At 50.5% G+C, this 24,832-nt stretch carries 21 protein-coding genes; 4 read left to right on the top strand and 17 right to left on the bottom strand.

Annotated features, from left to right (window positions below):
- Position 1 precedes the first annotated feature (1 nt).
- Both ACJJI4_RS11595 and ACJJI4_RS11600 read left to right on the top strand, forming a co-directional pair.
- Positions 2-796: a M48 family metallopeptidase gene (locus tag ACJJI4_RS11595; protein WP_444928177.1), complete on the top strand. Its 795-nt coding sequence runs from the start codon at positions 2-4 to the stop codon at positions 794-796.
- Between the two features lie 41 nt (positions 797-837).
- Complete coding sequence (locus ACJJI4_RS11600) at positions 838-2,142, top strand: patatin-like phospholipase family protein (RefSeq protein WP_444928178.1); 1,305 nt, start codon at positions 838-840, stop codon at positions 2,140-2,142.
- Positions 2,143-2,186: 44 nt separating this feature from the next.
- On the opposite strand, the gene ACJJI4_RS11605 is transcribed toward ACJJI4_RS11600, so the two are convergent.
- Positions 2,187-3,866 carry an NAD-dependent malic enzyme gene (locus tag ACJJI4_RS11605; RefSeq protein WP_444928179.1) on the bottom strand — a complete coding sequence of 560 codons (1,680 nt, stop codon included), beginning with the start codon at positions 3,864-3,866 and terminating at the stop codon, positions 2,187-2,189.
- Positions 3,867-4,148: 282 nt separating this feature from the next.
- On the opposite strand from ACJJI4_RS11605, the gene ACJJI4_RS11610 reads away from it, so the two are divergent.
- A complete protein-coding gene (locus ACJJI4_RS11610) occupies positions 4,149-6,116 on the top strand; it encodes a DUF3604 domain-containing protein (protein WP_444928180.1) in 1,968 nt (655 codons plus the stop codon).
- A gap of 32 nt (positions 6,117-6,148) precedes the next feature.
- Here the strand turns inward: ACJJI4_RS11610 and ACJJI4_RS11615 are convergent, their stop codons facing one another.
- Together ACJJI4_RS11615 and ACJJI4_RS11620 are read right to left on the bottom strand one after the other, a co-directional pair.
- Positions 6,149-6,598, bottom strand: a complete 450-nt coding sequence (locus ACJJI4_RS11615; RefSeq protein ID WP_413662422.1) for a GyrI-like domain-containing protein — start codon at positions 6,596-6,598, stop codon at positions 6,149-6,151.
- 104 nt (positions 6,599-6,702) lie between these two features.
- Positions 6,703-7,656 carry a helix-turn-helix transcriptional regulator gene (locus ACJJI4_RS11620; RefSeq protein ID WP_444928181.1) on the bottom strand — a complete coding sequence of 318 codons (954 nt, stop codon included), beginning with the start codon at positions 7,654-7,656 and terminating at the stop codon, positions 6,703-6,705.
- 1,012 nt (positions 7,657-8,668) lie between these two features.
- Here ACJJI4_RS11620 and ACJJI4_RS11625 point away from each other — a divergent pair.
- Positions 8,669-9,004 carry a hypothetical protein gene (locus ACJJI4_RS11625; RefSeq protein ID WP_444917555.1) on the top strand — a complete coding sequence of 112 codons (336 nt, stop codon included), beginning with the start codon at positions 8,669-8,671 and terminating at the stop codon, positions 9,002-9,004.
- Between the two features lie 99 nt (positions 9,005-9,103).
- Here the strand turns inward: ACJJI4_RS11625 and ACJJI4_RS11630 are convergent, their stop codons facing one another.
- From ACJJI4_RS11630 to ACJJI4_RS11695, 14 genes are all read right to left on the bottom strand, one after another.
- Positions 9,104-10,687: a bifunctional AfsR/SARP family transcriptional regulator/alpha/beta hydrolase gene (locus tag ACJJI4_RS11630; protein ID WP_444928182.1), complete on the bottom strand. Its 1,584-nt coding sequence runs from the start codon at positions 10,685-10,687 to the stop codon at positions 9,104-9,106.
- Positions 10,688-11,345: 658 nt separating this feature from the next.
- Complete coding sequence (locus tag ACJJI4_RS11635; RefSeq protein WP_444928183.1) at positions 11,346-12,047, bottom strand: YopT-type cysteine protease domain-containing protein; 702 nt, start codon at positions 12,045-12,047, stop codon at positions 11,346-11,348.
- A 1,032-nt stretch (positions 12,048-13,079) separates the two neighbouring features.
- Complete coding sequence (locus tag ACJJI4_RS11640) at positions 13,080-13,718, bottom strand: LysE family translocator (RefSeq protein WP_444928184.1); 639 nt, start codon at positions 13,716-13,718, stop codon at positions 13,080-13,082.
- A 96-nt stretch (positions 13,719-13,814) separates the two neighbouring features.
- Positions 13,815-14,279 (bottom strand): thioesterase family protein, encoded by a 465-nt coding sequence (locus ACJJI4_RS11645; RefSeq protein ID WP_444911026.1) that lies wholly within the window; start codon positions 14,277-14,279, stop codon positions 13,815-13,817.
- Entirely contained in the window at positions 14,276-15,673 is a 1,398-nt protein-coding gene (sthA, locus tag ACJJI4_RS11650; RefSeq protein ID WP_108733649.1) for a Si-specific NAD(P)(+) transhydrogenase, read from the bottom strand. Before sthA ends, ACJJI4_RS11645 begins: the two co-directional genes overlap by 4 nt.
- 147 nt (positions 15,674-15,820) lie before the next feature.
- The gene (gene nqrM / locus ACJJI4_RS11655) at positions 15,821-16,063 is read right to left on the bottom strand and encodes a (Na+)-NQR maturation NqrM (RefSeq protein WP_282932334.1); all 243 of its coding nucleotides are present in this window, start codon (positions 16,061-16,063) and stop codon (positions 15,821-15,823) included.
- Positions 16,060-17,121 carry an FAD:protein FMN transferase gene (locus tag ACJJI4_RS11660; protein WP_282932333.1) on the bottom strand — a complete coding sequence of 354 codons (1,062 nt, stop codon included), beginning with the start codon at positions 17,119-17,121 and terminating at the stop codon, positions 16,060-16,062. The genes nqrM and ACJJI4_RS11660 overlap by 4 nt, the downstream gene beginning before the upstream one ends.
- A 14-nt stretch (positions 17,122-17,135) precedes the next feature.
- Positions 17,136-18,359, bottom strand: a complete 1,224-nt coding sequence (gene nqrF / locus ACJJI4_RS11665; protein ID WP_108733652.1) for an NADH:ubiquinone reductase (Na(+)-transporting) subunit F — start codon at positions 18,357-18,359, stop codon at positions 17,136-17,138.
- Between the two features lie 17 nt (positions 18,360-18,376).
- Positions 18,377-18,985: an NADH:ubiquinone reductase (Na(+)-transporting) subunit E gene (gene nqrE, locus ACJJI4_RS11670; protein ID WP_020413086.1), complete on the bottom strand. Its 609-nt coding sequence runs from the start codon at positions 18,983-18,985 to the stop codon at positions 18,377-18,379.
- A 3-nt stretch (positions 18,986-18,988) separates the two neighbouring features.
- The gene (locus ACJJI4_RS11675) at positions 18,989-19,645 is read right to left on the bottom strand and encodes an NADH:ubiquinone reductase (Na(+)-transporting) subunit D (RefSeq protein WP_282932331.1); all 657 of its coding nucleotides are present in this window, start codon (positions 19,643-19,645) and stop codon (positions 18,989-18,991) included.
- Positions 19,646-19,647: 2 nt separating this feature from the next.
- Positions 19,648-20,430, bottom strand: a complete 783-nt coding sequence (locus ACJJI4_RS11680; protein ID WP_282932330.1) for a Na(+)-translocating NADH-quinone reductase subunit C — start codon at positions 20,428-20,430, stop codon at positions 19,648-19,650.
- Positions 20,423-21,634, bottom strand: a complete 1,212-nt coding sequence (locus ACJJI4_RS11685) for an NADH:ubiquinone reductase (Na(+)-transporting) subunit B (RefSeq protein ID WP_444917559.1) — start codon at positions 21,632-21,634, stop codon at positions 20,423-20,425. Before ACJJI4_RS11685 ends, ACJJI4_RS11680 begins: the two co-directional genes overlap by 8 nt.
- 2 nt (positions 21,635-21,636) lie before the next feature.
- A complete protein-coding gene (locus ACJJI4_RS11690) occupies positions 21,637-22,977 on the bottom strand; it encodes a Na(+)-translocating NADH-quinone reductase subunit A (RefSeq protein ID WP_444928185.1) in 1,341 nt (446 codons plus the stop codon).
- Positions 22,978-23,350: 373 nt separating this feature from the next.
- Entirely contained in the window at positions 23,351-24,811 is a 1,461-nt protein-coding gene (locus ACJJI4_RS11695) for a glyceraldehyde-3-phosphate dehydrogenase (protein WP_444916215.1), read from the bottom strand.
- Between the last annotated feature and the right edge of the window lie 21 nt (positions 24,812-24,832).

A 24,832-nucleotide genomic window follows, 5' to 3' on the forward strand; every position in this document is an offset into this window, starting at 1 on the left:
CATGAATGTGCCTATTACTTCCCCCCCAACTAACCCCAACTCCCGGCAACTGAGCTTTGCCTATGGGGATGAACGCATCACGTTTGAATGCCAACCCCGCCCCCAGGCCAATGGGCGAGTGCTGATCAAAGTACACCCCGACTGCCGTGTGGTGGTCAGCGCACCCGAACCTATCGATAACAATGCGGTTTTAAAAGCGGTAAAAAAACGCGGGCGCTGGATTTACCAGCAGCTGCGGGATTTCCGCAAAGCGCTGGAATATATAACGCCACGGCAATATATCAGCGGCGAGAGCCACTACTATCTGGGCAAGCAATATCTGCTGAAAGTCATTGAGTCTGAAGACACCCAACAACAGGTGAAATTACTGCGCGGCAAGCTGGAAGTATCCGTGCGGAAAAAAGACCCCGAAAGGGTGCGCCTGCTTTTGGTCGAATGGTACAAGTCGCGCGCCAAAGAAATTTTTCACCGCCGCCTGGATACTCTGCTTGAGCAGGCCCTGTGGGTTTCCGGGCGCCCGCCCCTGCGTATCCTCAGTATGAAAACCCAGTGGGGCAGCTGCTCCCCCCAGGGGCGTATTACCCTCAATCCCCACCTGGTAAAAGCACCGCGCCAGTGCATCGACTATGTGATTTTGCACGAGCTCTGCCATATCGCCGAACACAACCACAGCGAGCGATTTTACCGTTTAATGAATCAAGTGATGCCCAGGTGGGAAGGCACGAAAAACAAACTGGATGCTATGGCGAATTTGATTCTGGGTGATACCCTGGCTTTTTCACCAACCTGCACATAAGTTATCTAAAGTAGATCGCTGTCACACTACGGAAAGCCGACATGCAAAAATCGCCATGGGTTGAAAACGCCATCGCAAAAGCGGATGCACACTGGCAGGCATCCAAGTCCACCATTGAGGGCAAAGTATTCAGTGATGTACAGGACAACCAGGGCCTTCAGTATGTCGATATCGTGATGGAAGGTGGCGGTATGCTGGGGATCGCCCTGGTGGGATATACCTATATTCTGGAAAAGGCGGGAATTCGGTTTCGCAAAATTGCAGGAACCTCAGCGGGCGCCATCAACGCACTCTTCTTGGCAGCGGCCGGTACACCGAGCACTGGCAAGAGCGAAAAGCTCTTGGGTATCCTGGCCAATGCGGACTTTGCCAGTTTTGAAGATGGCGAGCGCTATGCCCGCAAAACGGTAAAGCGCCTGCTCAAGGGCAAAGGCTTGATGAGTAGTTTGGCACTGCACCCCTTCGATTCTATCCGCACCTTGCGGCACCTGCTCAGGCATAAGGGGCTAAATCCGGGAGATACCTTTACCCAGTGGTTACAAACGGAGTTGAAACAACTGGGCATTACCAACACCGCACAGCTCAACCAGAGAATTAACCAGTTCCCACAGCTCCTGTACCGCGGCACACCAGATCACTTGATAGGTAGCGGCGAGGTTGCCCTGGTGGCAGCGGATATCACTACCGAGACTCGCGCAGTGTTTCCAGCCAAGGCGCCGCTCTACTTTGATAATCCGAGCGCCGTAAACCCCGCAGAGTTCGTGCGTGCCTCCATGTCGGTACCCGGATTCTTTAAGCCCTATACCGTAAAGGGCATCCCCCAATTAAGTGAGTGCAATACTGTCGCCGAGAATTGGCGCAGCATTAAAGGCATCGGTGATCCCAAACGTTTTTTCCGCGCTGGCTTTCCCAAAGATATTGAATTTGTTGACGGCGGCCTTGTCTCCAATTTCCCTTTCGATATCTTCCATAAACCCATAGGCACCCCCAAATTGCCAACCTTTGGGATCAAGTTGGAAGTGGACCTGTACCAGCCAAAATCAGATAAGGTAGGAAGGTTTGCGATGGGGCTGATCAGCACTTGTCGCAATATGCTCGACAACCATGTGCGCGCGAGCTTGAACGCGGAATACCATGCGCTGGTAAAAGAAATCCCCATTAACCCCACCGATACCGGAGAAAACCCGCACTGGCTGGATTTTTCCATGCCGGACCACCACTGCGAACACCTGTTCTTATCTGGCGTCAATGCAGCAATTGAGTTTTTGAATCAGGGATTCCACTGGGAGGATTACTTGGTATTGCGCCAGCCGGACTCCTTCTATACCGGGGAAAAGCTGGCTTAAATGCAGGCCCGATGCGATAGTCGCAGCGGGCCCAGCGCTCTCATTTAGAAAGAGCGACGACGATAAGAGCGGTAATCTGCACGCCAGAAGTTACGCTCTAGCAAACGCTCTAAATGCTCGCGACTCACCTTGGGCGCAACGCCATCCAATTGCGCCTGGGCAGCCACTGCCCTGGCAATATGCATGCTCACTTCGCGAATATCATTCAGGTGTGGCAATAGGGCACCCTCGCCATCCTTCACCACCGGCGCCTGCTCTGCCAGGGCGTTGGATGCTGCCATCAACATACTGTCAGTCACTTTGGATGCACCGGAAGCAATCACGCCGAGGCCAATACCTGGGAATATGTAGACATTGTTACACTGCGCTACCGCATAGTGATGACCATCGATTTCTACCGCTGCAAAGGGGCTGCCGGTAGCTACCAAAGCCTCGCCCTTGGTCCAGCTGAATATCTCAGTTGGAGTCGCTTCAGCCCGAGAAGTGGGGTTTGAAAGTGGCATCACCAAAGGTCGGCGGTGCCCCTTGTGCAAAGCTTCGATTACTGGCTGGGTAAACAGGCCACCCTGCCCCGATACACCAATCAGGATGCTGGGCTCAACATTACCGATCAATGTCTCAAGGTTCCAGCTGGACACTCCCTCGTACTTGCTCGGGTCCTGGGCCAAAGCCGCTTGGAAGTCGTGCAGACCTTTCATATCAGAAGTCACAAGCCCGTAGCGATCGAACATAAAGATCTGTTCACGAGCCTCGGCATCGGACAGACCGGCCTGCACTTTTGCACTGACGATTTGCTCGGCAATACCACACCCAGCTGAACCGGCACCCACTATTGTCACCTTCTGCGCGGCGAGGGTTTCTTGCCAGGTCTTGCAGGCAGCCAGGATAGTACCCAGTGCTACAGACGCCGTGCCTTGGATATCATCATTAAAACAGCACAGGCGATCGCGATAGCGCTCTAACAACGGCGTGGCATTGGTTTGGGCAAAGTCCTCAAACTGAACCAATACCTTGGGCCAGCGACGCTTTACCGCTTCAATAAATTGCTCCAGGAATTCATCGTACTCTTCCTGGGAAATCCGCTCATGGCGCCACCCCATATACATGGGATCATTCAGCAAAGTGCGGTTATTGGTGCCAACATCCAAGGTGACAGGCAAGGTATAAGCCGGGCTGATACCGCCACAGGCGGTATACAGAGAGAGCTTGCCAATAGGGATACCCATGCCGCCGATACCTTGATCACCCAACCCAAGTATCCGTTCGCCATCGGTCACCACAATGACTTTGACGTTCTCTTTAGTGGCGCTGCGCAGAATATCGTCGATATATTCCCGGTCCGGATAGGAGACAAATAATCCCCGGTGGTTGCGATAAATACTGGAAAACTCTTCACAAGCTGCACCTACAGTGGGGGTGTAGATAATCGGCAGCATCTCTTCCGTATGGTGTTCGATCAGATAGAAGAACAACGTCTCATTGTCGTCCTGGATTCCCCTCAGGTAGATATGTTTTTCCAGTCCAGTCTTACACTGCTGGAATTGGAGGTAAGCGCGATTGGCCTGCTCTTCAATCGTCTCAACGGTATTCGGCAGAAGACCGACCAAATTAAACTCGAGACGCTCTTCCAAGCTAAATGCGCTGCCTTTATTGAGCAGTGGTATTTCCAGTAGGGAGGGGCCTGCGTGGGGGATGTAAAGTGGACGCTTTTCGTTGTTACTCATATGCCTGCTTTTGCCTATCGCCCGAAGCGATGATTATTGCGTAGCCATATTTCAATATGACTGAATTAGCCAACCATGTTCTTGAAGTTGCATAAATGTGCTAACTCAACTGGAGCCGAAGACTATCTATTGTGCCGATAGATAACAAGGCCCCCAGTGTGGCCCAATTCGCGAATAAACAGAGTCGCTCAACTATGCTAGCTGTAATTTATCTTCTCTTCGCAACGAATTCTTTTAAGTTAAAAAGCGATCCGACACATTCAGGAAATGGAGCCGCCATCGATGCACAAGAGCAAAGCTGGATTAACCCTGCTCCTCTTTATTCTTGTACTCAGCCTTTATAGTTGCAGTAAAAAGCCCGACGGAGATAAAAATACAAATTCAAACGCCCGACAGACAGAGGACGCCACTCCAGAAAAACAACGGCCGCTCACGGCGATGGCACCGGAGATAGAAGCGGAGCTGGAAGCCCAACGGGACAGCGATAAACGCATCGCTCGCAATGTCTATTTTGGCGATACACATGTCCATACTGGCTGGTCGGTAGATGCGGGGTTGGATGGCGCAATTCTTACTCCCGATGACGCCTATCGATTTGCCCTGGGAGAAACTGTTACCTCCAACAGCGGACTGAAAGCCAAGCTCAGCCGCCCTTACGACTGGTTCATGATCACCGATCATTCAGACGGTATGGGAGTTATCAGCGAGATCGTCGATGGCAATCCGGAAATGATGTCCAATGCCACCTTGAAAAAATGGCACGAGGCATTAATTTCAGGCAGCGAAGAAGCGACCAATGAAGCAAAAAGTGAAGTCATCGTGCTTCAATCAGAAGGCAAACTGCCCGAGCAGGTAATGGACCCCAAATGGATGAAATCCGCCTGGGAAAAAACCGTTGAAGCCGCAGAGAAATATTACAAACCCGGAGAGTTTTCTACCTTTATCGCCTTTGAGTGGACGGTTAACGCCGATGGTGGCGACAACCTGCACCGCAATATTATTTTTCGTGATGGCGCAGACCGCACTAAGACCCTGCTTCCCCTAACTACCTTTGATACCGAGAACCCGGTAAAACTCTGGGAGTGGATGAAAGCCTACGAAGACAAAACCGGCGGCCGGGTACTCGCCATTCCCCACAACGGCAATATGTCTAATGGCCGTATGTTTATCGAGCGGCAGTTTGATGGCTCCGAACTCACTCCGGAGTGGGCACAAATGCGCGCCCGTTATGAACCCCTTTATGAGCTGGTACAGGTAAAGGGACAAAGTGAGTCCCACCCTGCCCTCTCCCCGGAAGATGAATTTGCCAACTGGGATCTGTGGGATAGAGGCAACCTGATCTTAAAGCCCAAGCCCCCCGGTGCCCTGCAATACGAGTACTGGAGGGAGGCACTAAAGTCTGGCCTTCGCCTGGAGGAGAAGCTGGGCACCAACCCTTTCGTGCTAGGCGCAAACGCAGCCACCGACACCCATACCGGGCTTTCGACACCTGACCAGGACAACTTCTTTGGCAAGTTCAAGACCCTGGAACCCAGTAACAAGGAGCGCTGGGCATTTCCCCTGCTCAAGGGGGTTGGTGGAGAGTACTTCGGCTGGGAACAAGCTGCCTCAGGCGTTACGGGAGTCTGGGCCAGCGAGAATACCCGGGAGGCAATATGGGATGCAATGTACCGCAAGGAGACTTTCGCCACCACGGGCCCCCGGATCTCAGTTCGCTTCTTTGGAGGCTATGACTATAACGATGGGGATATTCACGGTGATCTGGTCGCCAATGGCTATAAAAAAGGCGTGCCAATGGGCGGGACGCTACCTCACGCCAGTGAGGGACAGGCACCGACATTCCTTATCGCAGCACTGAAAGACCCTGAGGGCGCCAACCTGGACCGTATCCAAATCATCAAGGGTTGGCTGGATAGCAGCGGACTCACCCGAGAAAAGATCTTTAATGTGAAATGGTCTGGAAGCCGTAAGCTGGATACCGAGGGAAAACTACCCCCAGTTGGGACTACTGTGAATATGAAGACGGCGGAATACACCAACTCCATCGGCTCCCCTCAGCTAATCGCGGTATTCAAAGATCCCGACTTTAACCCCAAGGAAAGAGCCGTCTACTACCTGCGCGCCCTGGAGATACCCACACCCCGATGGACTCTATTTGACAAGGTACGCTTCGGTATTGAAATGGATGAAAAAGTACCCCTTACCCAGCAGGGGCGAGCATTCAGCTCGCCAATTTGGTATTCACCCTAGAGTCAAATAGCCCGTATATATACGCGATTCAATTACTTGATGGATATGGCTATCTGAACCTCATTTCCATCCACATACTGCTCAAAATCTGTGGTGAAAGCTCGCTGATGGGGGCAATCCTCCGCAGCAAAATAACTCCAAACCTCGCCCCACAAATCAATTGCGACCTGAGGCATTTCCCCTTTAGCGGAAAACATCAGGTATTTGCCGGGCAGTATTTGAATCGACTTGAAATCCTCAGACATATCCTTCGACAACATATCTGAGCATGCATAGACATCAAAAAAGCCGGTATGGTCAGATTCGTAGTTGGAGTAAACACCAAATACCTTAGGGTTGCCCCTTAATTTGGGGGCAGCCTCTGCGCCGAAGCGCTCCCACATTGGCGTTATCTTTGCTGTTTTTGGGTCAGACTCATTGGCGTTCTTAGTGCGGGTATAAAAACCCACTAATTCCAGGCCTTCTAATTCTCTAACTTCCATTTCTATGGACCAATTATTTAGTTATTCGTAGAGTGCCGAATACTATAACAGCTCTCCGGGAACTGGCCAGGCGCACACGGTCACAAGAAATCACAAGTACCTTTTCAAGCTGACTTTACGGATTTCTGCCTTACCTCTGAAGGGGGGTACCCATACATCGATTTATAGAGCTGGGTAAAATAAGATTGACTTGAGAATCCGCTCTCCAGAGCTATATCGACTAAACGCTTATTGGTAGTCTTCAACTGAATATCAGCATGTTGTAACCTACGTTCGTTAATCCAAGCCTTTGGTGACTCAGCTTTAAAGACTTGGCCAAACTTATTCTTGAATGATGTGAGACTCATCCCAATCTGTTTAGCATAATTTGCTACAGACCAGTGCTGAGTAGCGTTTTCCTCCATAAATCGACGGAAACGCTCGTTCACCGGATTAACCTGCCGAAGCAGCTCGTCAGCTAAGCGACAACCGCAAGCACCCTTCAGCTTTAAGAGAAGTAATTCTTCCAGCTTTAAATAATTCAAACTCTCATCATTTAACTTGCTAAATGCACTCAGTGAGTCCAAAGTAAAGCGCGTGAGATCACACTCTGGAAAAACAAAAGGCCCGCTTTTGGGAAGCGTTGTCACGCTGGATGCAAGAGCATTCTTTGCTTTAATCAGTACGCGAGTGTGTCGCTCATAAAATCGTGTCAGCATGACCGGGCTGATACTCGCACAGATGATTATTAGGTCTTCTCCCTCAGACAAATTATCAACTGTAACATGGCTCATTTCACTCGATAGCCAGATCTCCCCCGAAGCCATAGGGAATTCGCAAGCATCACTATTGATATCAGCAACACCTGAAATCACCATTGTCAGATTAAAATCGGAAGAAAACCCAATTGAAACATTTCCATTTGGTGAAACAAGTATCTTTTGAAACCGAAACAAGTCACCTAAATACTGACTTTCAAATAAGACATTTTGCCTTATGTGAGTCTCCAAATCCTTTTGGCGAGGGGTAATCATGGAATTCACCACTAAATTTACTTCTTCTGTATCTTTACGATTCACCTGACTCAGCTGAAGCCAAGCTCCAATCACGACACTTTTGTTTCCGCTGTGCTCAGGGAGCACTCATCAAGAGATCAAAGCCGCTTTCGAGTTCAGCCATTAAAACTCACAATCGTTGAATTGAGCGTTTGAAGAATCATTTGAAAGGCGGATACAGTGAAACTATTTGCAGGACTAAAGTGCCAACCTCTTTGGGAAGGGCAACTTTATTAGCCAGGGTAAGGGGGAGGTCTCGTAAATTAACCTATAAACAGGAGCATACAATCCTGCACTACTTAGCGGGCCCTTCCGAAAAATTCAATTATTCTTCATGCGCGACAAAGCAAGTAGACACCCCAGAGCACCCTTTACATTTATTTACACTACCTTAAACGGAACAAGAAGAGTCTCTGAGAGCGAGGGATTGTGAGGTTTAGGCATCGCCTATTCTATTAGAAATAGTGTCACCATATGAAAATTACTGACTTGAAAACTCTAAGTATTCACTAGCAGCCCGGTAATGAGAGACCTCATGTATTTGGCAAATGATATCTAAAGCAGGCCCCATAACCATCTACTGGCCTTGTAAATTATAGAAAACCCAAACAATTTGCCTGATAAAGTCCCTCACTCTGGTGTAATCACCCAAGAACCGCTAGGTAATCACAAAGATACTGCCGGGTAATGCAGCTGTTAACTTAACTATCTTTAAACTTAATAAACAATTGATTTGTACCAGGTATGATTTTTTTCTAAAATGTGAGAAGATAGCTTTTAGCAATATCCCTCGGCTCGTCATGACAGACTTTGCACCAAATAGGTGCCATGGAACCAAGCGGAATATTTATTGGCAAATTGAGAGAATTTTTATATATAAACTATGCAAACGGATAAGATCATACCCATACTTAACTTCTATATTTCAACTATAGATTAGTATTTATCAAGATCTTTTCTGTTAACTCTTTAATTTGCCAGTATTAGTAATCAGCAAAACACCCTAAACCAATAAACTCTTAAGCCTTTGAGATTTATGTCAACTAGTTACTCTAAAGAATTAAATCGGCTTGCCCAACTTATGTGGGAGCAAGAAGCGGAGTTGGAGCTTAAGCCCCAGGAAGAGAAAGAAGCAGCTCCTGAAAAACCCTCAGTCAACAACGCTCCTAATGACGTTTTTTGGGGCAAATGGAAAGGGCGATATATCGTGGTAATGCGCTATATATCTGGTAGAACAACCTCCAATGTTAAGCTCCCCAATATATATGCCGATGAGGCCGATGCCCGCTCTGCCGCCCTCGATATCATTCGAAAATTTCCAGAAGCATCTATTCGCTATCTTTCAGCTAAAGAACTGGCTGTTTACCTATAGCCAACCCTTAAGAGCTTTAGTTGTTGGTTTTTGAGCAGGGTGGCTGCACTGCAGAACCGCCCTCCCTCATATTATTTTTATAAGTCACACTATCGGCAATTAATGCTTTGATATAAATTGACGAACTTCCTCCACAAATACATTGGAGGCAGGCTCACGCCCCAGGAGTAAGTGACCGTCGCTATTGAGACCAACAAATCGAGCGCCAGGTATAGCAGAAGCAATTTCACAGCCCGTTTGAACAGGAATACGCTGGTCCCCTAGTGAATGGATCACTAAAGTGGGCACATTAATCTCTTTGAGCTTGTCCCGCACATCAATACTGCCAAAAACCGATAGGAAGCGAACAGCATTTTCCGGCGAAGTAGTCAGCCGCTGAAACTCATTAAACCACTCTAATTCGCTGGCATTCGCGCTTGGCATAAATGTCGTGGAAAAAATCTGCCGATAAGCAGGGTTATCCTGCCCCCAGCCCGTCGCTGTCAGGGTCATTACTGCTTCACGCTCTTTTATCGTGGCCTCACTGGCACCTATTCGCCAACCTGCGTGATAACCCCCAAACAAAATCAGCTGCCTAACACGCTCTGGGTGTCTTACTGCATATTCAATAGATACTGCCGCTCCTTGCGATATACCTAGCAAAGTAAAGTTATCAACTTCACAGGCATCGACAACTGTCTCAAGGTCTGTAACAAACGACTCAAAAGAGATATTTTCAACTTCCCAATCCGACAGGCCATTCCCACGCTCATCGTAACGAATAAACTGGTGGTCGACAGAAAGCTCCCGAAACAATGGACTCCATATCGGAGAGTCCCAGTCATGCTCTAAATGACTCAACCAGTTTGCGGCTTTAACTATAGGAAGCCCCTCTCCCATCTTGGCATAGGCAATACGCACACCATCGCTGGCCGTACAAAACTCAACCTTCTGTTGAGTTAGCAGTTTACGCCCCGTAGCTAAATCATCACCGGATTTCTGAACTACCGACTCACCAAGCCTGCAGGGCGACCATGTAATGCCTGCTTTGCGGAATCGGTCACCAAGCCTTGTCCGTTCAAACTCCACTTCACTACTCAATCCCAATGAGCTCAACAAATGAAGTAACTGCGTTGCAGCGTTTGGGTTAAAGGGCTCCAATGCCACCCAGCTGCGGGCCCAAGTTAACTGGTCCGGTATAGGAACGCCCGGGTGAGAGGACAAGCGGGACAGCACCCTCCCTTGCAATTGAACAATCTCTTGACGTTCAGACAGCAACCACCGTTGAAATAGCTCTTGATCGGGCAGATCGATCCCATCCAGGAAAGGCTCCTGCAGCTGTCGATGGATATCTTCCAGCTCTGCTGCCAAAACGCCGGGGGAATCAAGCTTAAGTGCTATTTCGGCAACATCAATACAAATGCCTTCCGTATCCAAGCTGACACGCTCTCTATCAGCAATGAGGCGCTCTACTTCTGGGTCGTTGACAATGGATCGAATTTTACTCAAAGACCAGCGCAGGGAGGCGCGCGGATCGTCGGGCAGCTCCCAAAATATCTCACATAAGCGATCCCTCCTGTGAGGTCTCGCAGCCAACAGTAAGAAAGCCAAAAGTGCTCGAGTTTTTCTTGAGGGTGGTAGATTAACTGGGCTGCCATCACGGGAGACAAGAAGGTCGCCCAGCATTTGGATTGAGATTCCCATTGATAAGTTATTAACCCCTGAAATGTAAAGTACTAGCAGTTCTCAGAGAAAGGCGCCGGTGATTTTCTCAAGGATAATTGTTAGCTGCAAACACCGCTCGCGAAAGATGTGAAACCCTCTGCCAAAACCCCTTATTCCGAGTCGCTTGGCAATGACAGTATAAACGCCGCTGTGAGGCTTATCCCTACCCCCAAAAGTGTAATCCACTAGGTTTCTTTGAGGACCTAGACTGAAATTGAAAGATTGGTCTAATCCGATAGCCTCTTCAAGAGGTACTGAAAACGCCAAAAATAGACCCAAGAAAAGGGCTGAATACACCTGAGCCAGGCGAACATATCATCGGCAATTATAAAAAATATAAAAAGTATTGAAAGGCCAAGTGAACATATTGAAAGTGAGCTGAAAACCTATTTTTACAAACTCAAAAACTATGTCAGCGCGAGACTTATAATTCAGGCGAATAGCCGGAGTTTTGACTCACAAAGGCCCTTCAAAGTTTATGCTAAGACACGCACGAAAAACGGAAGGTCAAAATAAAAACTGTATAAGCCTAAAGTAGAAGGGAGAGCGGCTCCTCTAGGTTTACAACCCGTAGACACCCTACCCAACTACCCAAAGTGCTCTTCAAGTGCGCAAGCGCTAACTCACAAGCCCTAATTTATCTGTCGCTATGCACAAAGATATCAAACCCCAAAGCCCTTGAAGTTCTATATAATCTCGAATCACTATGATAGTGCTCATACCACTTTCTAAATTGTGAATATTTAAGAAATTTAAACTCACCCTTATTAGGATCAAAAAAGTAACTTACTTTATCAGCAGATGGCTCAACACGAAATGCCATCGCATGTCCCCAACCAGTACCAGCCGTCCTTAAGACGCAGTGGATAGTATTGGACTGCTGCTTGAAGCAGTCTTTGGATTCAAGAACATCAAAAGATGCTGCGAACTGATCTTTCAACGAAGGACTTTTCTTTTTCTGTGCAATACCGCTACCCGCCTGCCCAATATTGCGAAATCCCTGAGACTCCAAATATTGTTTAGTCTCCTTTATCATCTCATGAGATGTGCTAGGCCTACCCTCACTTCCATTTGCAAACTTAAATCGATACATAGAGGCGAAGCGCTGGGCGACCACCGCTATTTTTGTCTCATCGATACTGTTACCAGTCGTTAGGGCATCCTGAAGCCCCGACTGAAGGGCTTTACTGATCCAACTAACTGACAAAGCCTCACAAATCCCACCCTTGGTATGTGGATGCTTTTTGGTGATTTTTGAATAGCTTCCCTGACTGAACTTCCAGGTTAACTGCCCACCGTAATTGGACGCACTTGCATCACTATTCAGTAAACTTGGCATTTTTTATCCTCACATCACAACCGAATATTCGGCTTTATTTATATTATCCGGGCTTTATGCAAACAATGTGCAAATTTAGTGATTAATTATTATTAGAAAAAATATCACCCGAATATTTCCTTTAAAAACCACGACAAAAATTCAAAGACTGCACCTCAACCGATCAACTCATCACAAGAAAGTGACAAACAAAACACTGAGGTATCACCCACCTTTAAGGGAACCTTAAAATTAAAACGCAGCTTAGCAATGACTATATTAGTTTGAATGATCGAAAATATAACGTTTTCAACATGCTATATTTTTACAGACTACAAGTCCACGACAAGCGATCAATGTCGCCATCAGGCAAAACAACCACAAAATAATTATTGTTATTTAAAATTCATCACAGGCAACAAGGTATTTCGGTTTACTTAAGGAGCCTCTGAATAACTCCGTAATGCCTCTGCGGGTCTTGAAGGCTGCAGATGTTAGGCGCAGCTCGCCGCGAATGGCCGTAGCCCTTTGCAAGAGCTGCAACACAGCAGCTGTGGCCTTCAAGGCCCGCCCTTCGGGGCTTGCAGAGCGATTCACACTCCGCGTTGCAACTTCTTGAAAGGTCTAGACATTCCTGCGAAGCCGCACCTTGATTGTGAACCGCTCTGCATGCCAGAGGTATCATGGACTTATTCAGAGGCTCCTTAAATAGAGACTGGTTTTAAATATACTTATCAGTACAGCAATTTAACTAAGCACCCAGTTAATTTTAAATCAACACATTGACTTAATTACCCTCGGTAAACAGGCAGCAATCAGCACCTTCCGCTACACCGCATAACGTACTCAAAAGAGACATAAACAAACGATCAGAAGAAAGAATCAATGAACTTGGATCAAAAAGGCTAAAGAGCCACTACATCGTGGCTCTTTTTTGTCTCGGAGGGATATTGCTATTGTTGTGCTCCATACTTGCCAGGGGAAGCTTTAACCTAGGGCGGAAGGAATAAATACTGGAAGCCCTGGAAACAACATCAGTTACACGAGAGAATCTTAAGTATCCTGGCGAACCACTAAACTGCCAAAACCAATCAATAGGCCACCACTAAAACGCTGAACCCATCTTTGCATATTCCCACCAATGGAAGCCACTTTCCACTTCGACAACATAGTCGCAATTCCCAGAAACCACAGGAATATTATTGATGCATGAAGTGAGACCAGCAGGAAAGCCTCATAGTAACTAGAGCTGCCAACTGAGATAAACTGCGGAAAGGCCGCGAGATAAAACATCGATACCTTGGGGTTAAGAATCTGGGTTAGAAAGCCCTCGCCAAAATTTCGGTATGAGTTCCCAGGAGCTGCTGTAATTGGTAACAATTCATCCCCTGTATCCTTCACCGAAGATTTTGACAGCGTGGCTAATATCGTTTTCACACCTAAATAAACCAGGTAGGCAGCCCCAAGATATTTGATAATTGTATAAACCTCAGACGACTGCAATATAATCGCCGACAAGCCCAAAATTGAGATGGCACCATGGGCAAATGTTGCTGAAACCAGCCCCAAAATATTCTCTACTCCCGGCCTCAGCCCCCTACTGGCTACTGTTTTAAGAATCAGGACGCTGTTCGGCCCTGGTGAAATAACCAACAAAAGAGAGATTGCAGCAAATGCGAGGATTTCACTCATAACAATAAACACCTTAAAGAAAGCCAGTGGATAGGGGGTACATCTAAGGGGTATATCTAAGGAGGTCGGCGAGCCAAGGGTTGGCTCGGACCAGGGTCAATACAGGTAAGTTGCCGTACCCGTAGCAATCAATTCATCCTTGTCGTTAATCAGCTCCATTCTCGTTACAACCAGCTTGTTACCGGTGCGTAGAATTGAGCCATGGCAGAGAAAGTGTTCTCCCCTTCCCGGCTTTAGGTAGTCTACACGCATGTCGACCGTACCCAGCTTTAATAGGCGATCCACTTTTTCTTTCCAGTGCACATCCCCCAGATGCTGGTAGGCGGCGACCATTGCGGTCAAACCACCAACCGTATCCAGGGCGGTGGCAATTACGCCACCGTGCAGGATGTTCTTCCACACATTGCCGATCAACTGTGGGTTCAGTTCAAAGCCTGCGGAAAGTGTGAGCGCCTCCAGGTCCAGGCCGCGCATCTCAAGTCCAATTTGTTGATTAAAAGGAATCTGTTCAAAAAATTCCTTTACCAACGCCTGAAACTCACTGGGTGAGGGTTCTGTCATAGGCGGGCAACCCGGTTGAGCCCATCCAGTGCAGCACTGCGATATGCCTCTGCCATGGTGGGGTAGTTAAAGGTGGTATTAACGAAATAATCGATTGAATTATTCGGTGCTGGCTGTTTCATAATGGCCTGGCCAATATGCACAATCTCAGCAGCCTCTGCTCCAAAGCAGTGAATGCCCAGGATTTCGTGAGTCTCGATATGGAACAAAATCTTGAGCATGCCTACGCGCTCACCAGAAATCTGCGCCCGCGCAGTGTGCTTGAACAGTGCACGGCCCACTTCGTAGGGTACTTTAGCTGCGGTGAGCTCTGATTCGGTTTTACCCACAGAGGAAATCTCTGGAAGGGTATAAATCCCGGTAGGCGCATCTTCAATTACTCGATGGCCACGGCCCGCAATCGCTGCTGCAACCGCACGCCCCTGATCATAAGAGGCACTGGCAAGGCTGGGCCAGCCAATCACATCACCTACCGCAAAAATATTTTCAATTTCGGTACAGTAGTGATCGTCAACGCTCAATTGTCCGCGATGGTTCGCTTCCAGGCCGACATTCTCCAGGCCGAGGGAGCTAGTGTTGCCAGTACGGCCGTTACACCAGAGCAGTGCATCCGCATGAATACGTTTGCCGGACTGCATCTCCATAATTACGCCCTGCTCATTGGGCAGTACCCGCGCATACTCCTCCTGGTGGCGAACAGTCACGCCCATATCGCGCAGGTGATAGCTCAGCGCATCAGAAATCTCATCATCAAGAAATTCCAGCAGGCTGTTACGGGTATTAATCAAATCCACCTTAACGCCGAGGCCAGCGAAGATAGACGCGTATTCACAGCCGATAACACCAGCACCATAGATCATAATGGAGTGAGGGGTGTGCTGCATGTCCAGGATCATATCGCTGTCGTAGACCCGTTCGTGATCAAAGTCTACATCGGCGGGGCGATAAGGGCGTGAGCCAGTAGCAATAATAAATTTCTTCGCTGTAATAGTTTCCGCCGCACCATCGGGCATAAGTACCTCGACAGTATGTTCATCGCGGAACTTGGCTTCGCCGACGATCAGCTCAACCCGGTTGCGGGCATAAAATGAAGTGTGCATTTCCACCTGATAGGAAATGACTTTATTCACCGTCTGCATTACCTGGGGGAAAGTAAGGCGGCGGGGTTCACCCAATGCGCGAAAAACGCTCTGGGTGTTATAACGCATCAACTGTTTGACAGAGTGGCGCAGCGCCTTGGAGGGAATGGTACCTTTGTGAGTACAATTACCACCAACCACTTGGCGCTTTTCAATAACCGCAACGCGCATGCCCTTTTTTGCTGCGCTCATTGCGGCGGCCTCTCCAGCCGGGCCAGAACCAATTACTACCAGGTCAAATTTTTGCTCTGCCATTAAATGCTCTAATTCTATTTTCCAAACGGAGTCCACAGCGCGCTAACGCCATTTACTCAATACTAAATATACGGTTATCGACACCACTTGTGCCAATGACATAAAACAACAAGCCCGTTGATCACGGGCTTGTTGGAGAGGGAAAGCTTACTTGCGTTTAGATGCGTCGTAAGCGAGATCTTCGGCAGTCATCTGCTGCTGTCTTTGCCTCTCCTGTTCCTTTTCACACTCATCGTCATCGCCACCGCAGACTGTGCAATCCTGCTTCATGCCGATATTGTTGAGCCCGCCACAAGTTCCCTTTAACGGTTTGTTCTGAACCATGGCCCCGATCGCCATACCGGCAACAACGAGCAACATGGCCACAAAGGCAAATATGAAAATTGTCACTTCTCAGACCTCTCTACATAAGGTTTAAAGCCAGAGCTAGAACGCTCTTCGAAACCTGAATCAGTTTTCACCACCATAAAGACGGCTAGATTATCTCTTTCTGCCAGCGCCATGCCGGCATCAGCACCGAGGACATTGATCGCGGTAGCCAGACCATCGGCTTCAGCACAGGTTTCCGCAATAACGGTTACCGATGCCAATTTGTGCTTGATGGACCGCCCGGAGCGTGGGTCAATGCTATGGGAGTAACGAACACCATCCCTTTCGTAGTAGTTGCGATAGTCTCCACTCGTAGCTACTGCCTTCCCACTCACCGCAATTGGCTCCTGCACCATCTGCCCTGCCACGCTGGGTACTTCAATGCCAATTACCCAGGTCTTACCCTTTGGATTCACACCCTTAGTTCGCAGTTCACCGCCAATTTCGACCAAGTAGTTTCGAATACCCAGGTCTTCCAATAGCTCGGCAACCCGATCAACTCCATGGCCCTTGGCAATCGCTGAAAGATCCACCTCAACCGGGCGGCTCTTGATAACAGTGTCTGGCTTACGGGTCAGGGTTAACGCATCGGAACCGACGACGGTTAGCAGATCGGCAATGTCTTTATCTGAGGGGATATGCTCCGGTTCGGGCTGGGGACCAAAACCCCACAAGTTGACCAGAGGGCCGACCGTCACCTCGAAAGCGCCCTCACTGCGGCGATAAATATCCAGGGACATTTCCAGTACATCTGCCAAGTGTTGGCTAACCGGGATCGCCTGCCCTACCGGGCTTTGGTTAAAGCGCATTAACTCAGAGTCGTCGATATAGGTCGACATCTCCTGGTTGACCTGCTGCAACTCATCGTCGATCAACTGCTGCAACTCACCCTGCTCCAGCCCAGAGGGCACCTGAACGACGGTGATGTGATAGCTGGTTCCCATGGTGCGGCCAGCCAACTGCCAGGACTCCGGCGAAGGAGCGCAAGCCGATAAAATTACAGCCGCCCAAAGCAAAAACAGGGCCGTAAAGACGGGCCCTGTTTTTGAGTTTGTCGGGCCTGTGATTGCTTTTAGCAAGCTAAGCCCTCCAATTATCCGCCGAAGTCATCCAGCAGGATATTTTCATCTTCTACACCCAAGTCCTTGAGCATATTGATGACTGCCGCGTTCATCATGGGCGGCCCACACATGTAGTACTCACAATCTTCCGGAGCCGGGTGGTCCTTCAGGTAGTTTTCATATACCACGTTGTGGATGAATCCGGTGTAACCGGTCCAATTGTCTTCCGGCTGCGGATCGGACAGAGCCACATGCCACTGGAAGTTATCGAACTCGGAAGCCAGACCGTTGTAGTCATCTTCGTAGAACATCTCGCGCAGGGAGCGCGCGCCGTACCAGAAGCTGATCTTACGGGTAGAGTTCAGGCGCTTGAGCTGATCAAAGATGTGTGAACGCATTGGCGCCATACCGGCACCACCACCGATAAATACCATCTCGTTGTCAGTTTCCTTGGCGAAGAACTCACCAAAGGGACCGTACACCTTAATCTTGTCACCTGCCTTCAGGCTGAAAACGTAGGAAGACATCTGACCCGGCGGAATACCCTCAGTGCGGGGCGGCGGAGTCGCGATACGGATGTTGAACTTAACAACACCTTTCTCTTCCGGGTAGTTAGCCATGGAGTAAGCACGAACCACAGGCTCGGTCACTTTGGACTCCAGCTTGAAGAAGCCAAAGTGCTCCCAGTCGCCACGGTACTGCTCTTCGACATCGAAGTCGGCAAACTTGACATGGTGAGCCGGAGCTTCCAGCTGTACGTAACCACCAGCGCGGAAGTCAACGTTTTCACCTTCGGGCAGACGCAGGGTCAGCTCTTTAATAAAGGTGGCCACGTTCGGGTTGGATTCCACAGTGCATTCCCACTGCTTAACACCAAACACCTCTTCCGGCACTTCGATTTCCATGTCTTGCTTAACCGCAACCTGACAGGAAAGACGCTTGCCTTCTTTTGCATCGCGCGGGGTAAAGTGAGCCGCTTCAGTCGGCAGCATATCGCCACCACCGGAATTCACCTTACAGATACACTGCGCACAGCTGCCGCCGCCGCCACAGGCGGAGGCCAGGAACAGGTTGTTGGCAGCCAGGGTTTGCAGCAGCTTGCCGCCGGCCGGTACGGTGAGAGTCTTCTCACCGTTAACCAGGATGTTGACGTTGCCGGTGTTTACCAGGCGCGAGCGGGCCGCAAGGATCACCGCTACCAGCGCCAATACGATGACGGTAAACATCGCTACGCCGAGGATAATTTCAATACTCATTCTATTGTTTTCCCCGCTTAGATATCGATGCCGCCGAAGGACATGAAGCCCAGGGACATCAGACCAACAGTTACGAAGGTGATACCCAGACCTTTCAGGCCATCCGGAACGTCACTGTACTTCAGCTTTTCACGAATACCGGCCAGAGCGGTAATCGCCAGTGCCCAGCCGAGGCCGGCACCGAAGCCATAGGCAACACTCTCGCCAAACGCATACTCGCGCTCAACCATGAACAAGGAAGCACCCATGATGGCGCAGTTCACGGTAATCAGCGGCAGGAATACACCCAGCGCGTTGTAGAGAGCCGGTACATATTTATCCAGGAACATCTCCAGGATCTGTACCAGTGCCGCAATTACGCCGATGTAGGACAACAGGCCGAGGAAGCTCAGGTCCACATCGGGATAACCGGCCCAGGCCAGTGCACCGTCTTTCAGCAGGTAGGTGTAGATCAGGTTGTTCACCGGTACTGTCAGAGTCAGCACCACGATAACCGCAACACCCAGGCCAATAGCGGCCTCGATCTTCTTCGATACCGCCAGGAAGGTACACATACCGAGGAAGAAGGCCAGCGCCATGTTTTCAACGAAAACGGCGCGGATAATCAAAGAAATATAATGTTCCACGGATTAGGCCTCCTGCGCTTGGGAATTAGGCGCAATCTTGAACTCATCTTCTTCCACCTGTGCCGGTTTCCAGGCACGGATCGCCCAGATGAACAGGCCGATCAGGAAGAATGCACTCGGCGGCAACAGCAGCAGGCCGTTGGGGATATACCAACCGCCGTTGCTCACGGTAGTCAGGATATCTACACCGAACAGTTTGCCGGCACCGAAGAGTTCACGAACCACCGCGAGACCGATCAGGATCACACTGTATCCCAGACCGTTACCAAGACCGTCGAAGAAGCTGGGCAGCGGCGGGTTCTTCATAGCGAAGGCTTCCGCACGGCCCATTACGATACAGTTGGTAATGATCAGACCAACGAATACAGACAGCTGCTTGGAGATGTCGTAAGCCAGGGCCTTGATCAGCTGGTCGACCAGGATTACCAAAGAGGCAATCACGGTCATCTGTACAATGATACGGATGCTGTTCGGGATCTGTTTGCGGATCAGGGATACCGCAACGTTGGAACAGGCCACAACCGAGGTCAGTGCGATACACATTACCAGGGTAACCTGCAGCGAGCTGGTAACAGCCAGTGCAGAACAGATACCCAGGATCTGCAGCGCGATCGGGTTGTTGTTAAAAATCGGCTCTAGCAGAGTATCTTTAATTTTCATGCTTATGCCTCCCCTGCTTTCAGGTTTTTCAGGAAGGGACCATAACCCTGGTTACCCAACCAGAAGTTCACCAGGTTGCTAACGCCCTTACTGGTCAGAGTTGCACCAGACAGACCATCTACTTCGTGAATCGCGTCTGGGCTGTTGGGGTTAACCTGACCCTTGATCACTGCGATATCCACGTCGCCCTGGTTGTTGAAGACTTTCTTACCAATCCACTGGGCTTTCCAGTTGGGGTTGTCAACTTCACCACCCAGTCCCGGAGTTTCCTTGTGCTCGTAGAAGCCGAGGCCCGCTACGGTGTCGAGGTTGCTCTCCAGAGCGAGGAAGCCGTACAGGGTGCCCCACAGGCCATAACCGCGAATCGGCAGAATGATCTTGTCCAGCTTGCCGTCTTTCTCTACCAGGTATACCTCTTTGGTATTTTCCCGGCGGATAATTTTGGCAGTGTCCTCGTCAGCCGGCAGTTTTTCACTGTCAGACGGGATCTTGGCAGCAGCGCGACCACTGCCACCAGCCGGAGCCTGATCGGTAAACTTACCGGTATTCAGGTCGACGTATTTGATTTTTACGTCGGCGAAGGCCTTTTCGACTTCCGCTTTATCAGCGTGAGAGTCTTTCAACAGGCCGCCAGCCATCAGTACGTTGCGCTTCATGTCCAGCTCGGCATTCGCCTGCTGGGCAGGCTTCAGCATTACCGCAGCGGTGGATACCACTACGGAGCACACCAGGCACATTACCAGCGCGACAATCAGAGTACCGGTTACGGAATCTTTATTAGCCACGTGCCAACCTCCGTTTGATATTGGACTGCACCACAAAGTGGTCAAACAGCGGAGCGAACAGGTTGGCGAACAGAATCGCCAGCATCATGCCTTCCGGGAAGGCCGGGTTCACCACACGAATCAGGACAACCATCACCCCGATCAGGATGCCGTACCACCAGCGACCGGTGTTGGTCATCGCAGCGGATACAGGGTCCGTAGTCATAAAGATCAGACCGAAGGCAAAACCGCCCACTACCAGGTGCCAGTACCAGGGAACCTGGAACATCGGGTTGGTCTCGGAGCCGATCATATTGAACATGAAAGCAGTGGCCATCATACCCAGCAGGGTGCCAGCTACGATGCGCCAGCTGGCGATCTTCATGCCCATCAGGATTACGCCGGCAATCAGGATAGCCAGGGTAGAGGTTTCACCAATGGAGCCATGGATCTGGCCGAAGAAGGCGTCGAACCAGGTTACCTGGCCAACAGCAGCATTGACGATACCGTTCTGGATGCCTTCGCTTGCCATAACAGACAGCGCGGTAGCACCGGTGTAACCGTCAACCGCAGTCCAAACCGCATCGCCGGACATCGCTGCCGGGTAGGCAAAGAATACGAAGGCGCGGCCGGTAAGTGCCGGGTTTAGGAAGTTCTTGCCGGTACCACCGAATACTTCCTTGCCGATAACCACACCGAAGCTGATGCCCATAGCCACCATCCACAAAGGCAGATCCGGCGGACAGGTCAAGGCGAACAGGATGGAGGTTACAAAGAAGCCTTCGTTGACTTCGTGACCGCGCACCGCAGCAAACAGGACTTCCCAGATACCGCCCACAATAAAAGTGACCGCATAAATAGGCAGGAAGTACATAGCGCCGTAGACAAAGTTGTCCCACAGGCTAGCTGGGTTGTAGGAAGTCAGAGCGCCGATAATGGCGTGACGCCAGCCGGACAGATCCGGGTTGGTCATACCTTCCAGAATGGTGTTGGACTGGAAACCGATATTCCACATACCGTAGAACGCCGGGATCATGGCACAAGCCCAAACGGTGATCATAATACGCTTCAGGTCGATACCGTCGCGCACGTGAGCAGTGGTTTTGGTCTTGTCTGCCGGCTGGAACAGACCGGTGTCAATCGCTTCAAACAGGGCGTAGAACTTTTCGAACTTACCGCCTTTGTGAAACTTGGGTTCGATCGAATCGAGGAATTTACGCAACATACTTACCCCTCCTTCTCAATACGGGTCAGGTTGTCCCGCAAAATGGGGCCGTACTCGTACTTGCCCGGACACACAAAGGTGCACAACGCCAGATCTTCTTCGTCCAGCTCCAGTGCGCCCAGCTTCTGAGCCATTGCAGTATCGCCAACGATCAGGGAGCGCAGCAACTGAGTGGGTAGTACATCCAGCGGCATGACTTTCTCATAACTACCGACGGGTACCATGGCACGCTCAGAACCGTTGGTGCTGGTGGTGAAGTTGAACAGCTTGTTCTTCACCAGGCGCGACAGATAAATCGGGAATACAGAGAAACGCTTATTACCCGCACGCAGATAGTGCAGGAACGGACGCTCATCGCCCTCTTCCAGTACAGAAATCTGGTTGTGGTAGCGACCCAGGTAAGCCATCGGGCCAGCAGCGGTGCGGCCACCAAATACAGAGCCGGAGATGATGCGATCGTTATCGCCTTTCAGCTCATCAGAAGTCAGGGTTTCCAGACTGGCACCGAGGCGGGTGCGCAGCAGACGCGGCTGCTTGACCTGAGGGCCTGCCAGAGAAACGACGCGATCGGTAAACAGCTTACCGGTGGTAAACAGTTTGCCTACAGCGATCACATCCTGGTAATTAATGGTAAATACACTGCGGTTGCCAGAAACTGGCTTCAAGTAGTGGATGTGGGTACCGGACAGGCCTGCCGGATGGGGGCCAGCAAAGGTTTCGCGGCGAATATTCGCTGCGCTCGGTACTGGAATATCCGCATCTGGAGCAGTACAGACGTAAGTGGTTTCTGCCAGCTTGGAAAGAATCTCAACGCCCTGGGAGAAGGCTTTGGGATTCTCAGCAATCACTACTTCTGGATTGGCTGCCAGAGGGCTGGTGTCCATCGCATTGATAAACACCGCTACCGGCTCAGCATCCAGGGCGGGAACGCGGCTGAACGGGCGGGTGCGCAGTGCGGTCCACATGCCGGACTCAACCAGGTTTTCAACGACCTGTTCGCGAGTCAGACCAGACAGTTTATCTGCGCTGTAGCTTTGGAACTGTTCCGCTGCATCGCCGTCTATGCCAATCACGACGGATTGCAGAACACGACGAGCGCCACGGTTAATCGCAACAACACGACCGGCAGCAGGCGCTGTGTAGCGCACGCCTTCAGTTTTTTTGTCGCTAAACAACAGCTGACCAAGATTGACGCGATCCCCTACAGCCACTGCCATTGTCGGCTTCATCCCGTGATAATCGGGGCCGAGAACAGCAACGGTCTTGATCGCAGGTCCTTTTTGAATGACCTGCTCGGGCGCGCCGGATATGGGTAAGTCCAATCCCCGACGGATCTTTCTCATACGCCTATGCCTAAGTTTCTAGTTTAAAAAAATTGCAATAGGACCCACCGTCCCATGCCTGGGATGACGGGTCCTATTGTGGAATTCCGTGCTGCGAGGGCTTATGCCGTATCACCCGTGAACCGGGAGGAAGGAAGCTGACTAATTGGTTGTGCGCGCTAACTTCTCGGCGCACGGCCGCCCCGCAAAATCGCGCGCATTATAAAGACGGGCCAGAGTCATTACCAGCCTGGAAAGTCGTTAAGTGGCACTAAGATCGGAAATTTCTGTTGAAAAAACAGGGATTTGGGGAGGCATGGCGCGGCGACTGGGACAGTCGCCGGAACCCCGCAGTCGGCTCTGGGTACCGACTGCGGCGAGGAGGCTTGACGCCTTAGTCTTCTTTGGGGAACTGCTTATAACGAACGCCAGCCATATCTTCCAGGCAGCGAACTACCTGACAGCTATAACCAAACTCGTTGTCATACCAGCAGTAGAGCACAGCGTTCTTGCCATCCACGATAGTCGCAGTGGAATCGAATACGCAGGCAACGCGGGAGCCAACAAAATCGCTGGACACCACTTCCGGGGAGTTGGTGAAATCGATCTGCTGACGCAGCGGCGAGTGCAGTGCCACATCGCGCATATATTCGTTCAGCTCTTCCTTGGTGGTCTCTTTACCCAGGTTCAGGTTAAGGATCGCCATGGAAACATTAGGAGTCGGAACGCGAATTGCGTTGCCGGTGAGCTTACCTTTCAGCTCGGGCAGCGCTTTGGCAACCGCCTTGGCAGCACCGGTTTCAGTCAGAACCATATTCAGCGCTGCTGCGCGACCGCGACGCTCACCTTTGTGGTAGTTGTCGATCAGGTTCTGGTCGTTGGTGTAGGCGTGTACAGTTTCTACGTGGCCGTGCTCAACGCCGTAGCCATCCATCATCGCTTTCAGGACAGGCACGATGGCGTTAGTGGTACAGGAAGCGGCGGACAGTACCTTGTCTTCCGGCTTGATGTCGCTGCTGTTGATACCGTAAACGATATTCTTGATATCGCCCTTGCCCGGTGCGGTCAGCAGCACCTTGGAAGCGCCTGGGCTCTGCAGGTGCTGGCTCAGACCTTCTTCATCGCGCCATACACCGGTGCTGTCAACGATAATCGCATCGTCGATACCGTGCTGGGTGTAATCCACTTCCTGAGGGGAGTTGGCGTAGATGATCTTGATTTCGTTACCGTTACAGATCAGGGAGTTGGTCTCCTCGTCCACACGGATAGTGCCCTGGAAGGCGCCATGTACGGAGTCGCGACGCAGCAGAGAAGCGCGCTTCACCAAGTCGTTGGGGGCCTTGCCCTTGCGCAGTACGATAGCGCGCAGACGCAGAACATCACCACTACCAGCCTTGTCGATCAGCAGGCGGGCAACCAGACGGCCGATGCGACCAAAACCGTAGATCACAACATCTTTGGATTCGGGCAGAGGCTTGCCGGCACCCGCTGCGTCGGACAGCTCTTCACGTACAAACTCGTCCACAGACAAGCCGCGATCGTCGCGCATGTACTTGTTGGTCATGGTTCCCAGGTCGATATGTACGGGACCCAGCTCCATCTTGCAGATGGCTTCCAATACAGGGAAGGTTTCAAACTCGGAGAGTTCATTTTCCTCAACCTGACGCACGAAACGGTGCGCTTTCATAATGCTCAGCACTGAGCGATTAACCAGGTTGCGGCCGTACATATAAATACCGACGTTGCTCTCACGGTTGAGCTTTCCAATCATCGGAATCATGGATTCAGCCAGTGCTTCACGCTGTTTCCAGTCCTTGAAAAAGTCCGCGGGCTTCGGTCGCTTCTGAGTCACTATCGGACACCTCTGCAATGTATT

The organism is Microbulbifer maximicatervae (SeqCode) (assembly GCF_052467305.1).

Excerpts from the sequence above, each read along its gene's own strand:
- ACJJI4_RS11595 (WP_444928177.1), top strand. The coding sequence starts at position 2 with ATGAATGTGCCTATTACTTCCCCCCCAACTAACCCCAACTCCCGGCAA.
- ACJJI4_RS11600 (WP_444928178.1), top strand. The coding sequence starts at position 838 with ATGCAAAAATCGCCATGGGTTGAAAACGCCATCGCAAAAGCGGATGCA.
- ACJJI4_RS11605 (WP_444928179.1), bottom strand. The coding sequence starts at position 3,866 with ATGAGTAACAACGAAAAGCGTCCACTTTACATCCCCCACGCAGGCCCC.
- ACJJI4_RS11610 (WP_444928180.1), top strand. The coding sequence starts at position 4,149 with ATGCACAAGAGCAAAGCTGGATTAACCCTGCTCCTCTTTATTCTTGTA.
- ACJJI4_RS11615 (WP_413662422.1), bottom strand. The coding sequence starts at position 6,598 with ATGGAAGTTAGAGAATTAGAAGGCCTGGAATTAGTGGGTTTTTATACC.
- ACJJI4_RS11625 (WP_444917555.1), top strand. The coding sequence starts at position 8,669 with ATGTCAACTAGTTACTCTAAAGAATTAAATCGGCTTGCCCAACTTATG.
- ACJJI4_RS11630 (WP_444928182.1), bottom strand. The coding sequence starts at position 10,687 with ATGGGAATCTCAATCCAAATGCTGGGCGACCTTCTTGTCTCCCGTGAT.
- ACJJI4_RS11635 (WP_444928183.1), bottom strand. The coding sequence starts at position 12,047 with ATGCCAAGTTTACTGAATAGTGATGCAAGTGCGTCCAATTACGGTGGG.
- ACJJI4_RS11640 (WP_444928184.1), bottom strand. The coding sequence starts at position 13,718 with ATGAGTGAAATCCTCGCATTTGCTGCAATCTCTCTTTTGTTGGTTATT.
- ACJJI4_RS11645 (WP_444911026.1), bottom strand. The coding sequence starts at position 14,279 with ATGACAGAACCCTCACCCAGTGAGTTTCAGGCGTTGGTAAAGGAATTT.
- sthA (WP_108733649.1), bottom strand. The coding sequence starts at position 15,673 with ATGGCAGAGCAAAAATTTGACCTGGTAGTAATTGGTTCTGGCCCGGCT.
- nqrF (WP_108733652.1), bottom strand. The coding sequence starts at position 18,359 with ATGAGTATTGAAATTATCCTCGGCGTAGCGATGTTTACCGTCATCGTA.
- ACJJI4_RS11675 (WP_282932331.1), bottom strand. The coding sequence starts at position 19,645 with ATGAAAATTAAAGATACTCTGCTAGAGCCGATTTTTAACAACAACCCG.
- ACJJI4_RS11685 (WP_444917559.1), bottom strand. The coding sequence starts at position 21,634 with ATGTTGCGTAAATTCCTCGATTCGATCGAACCCAAGTTTCACAAAGGC.
- ACJJI4_RS11690 (WP_444928185.1), bottom strand. The coding sequence starts at position 22,977 with ATGAGAAAGATCCGTCGGGGATTGGACTTACCCATATCCGGCGCGCCC.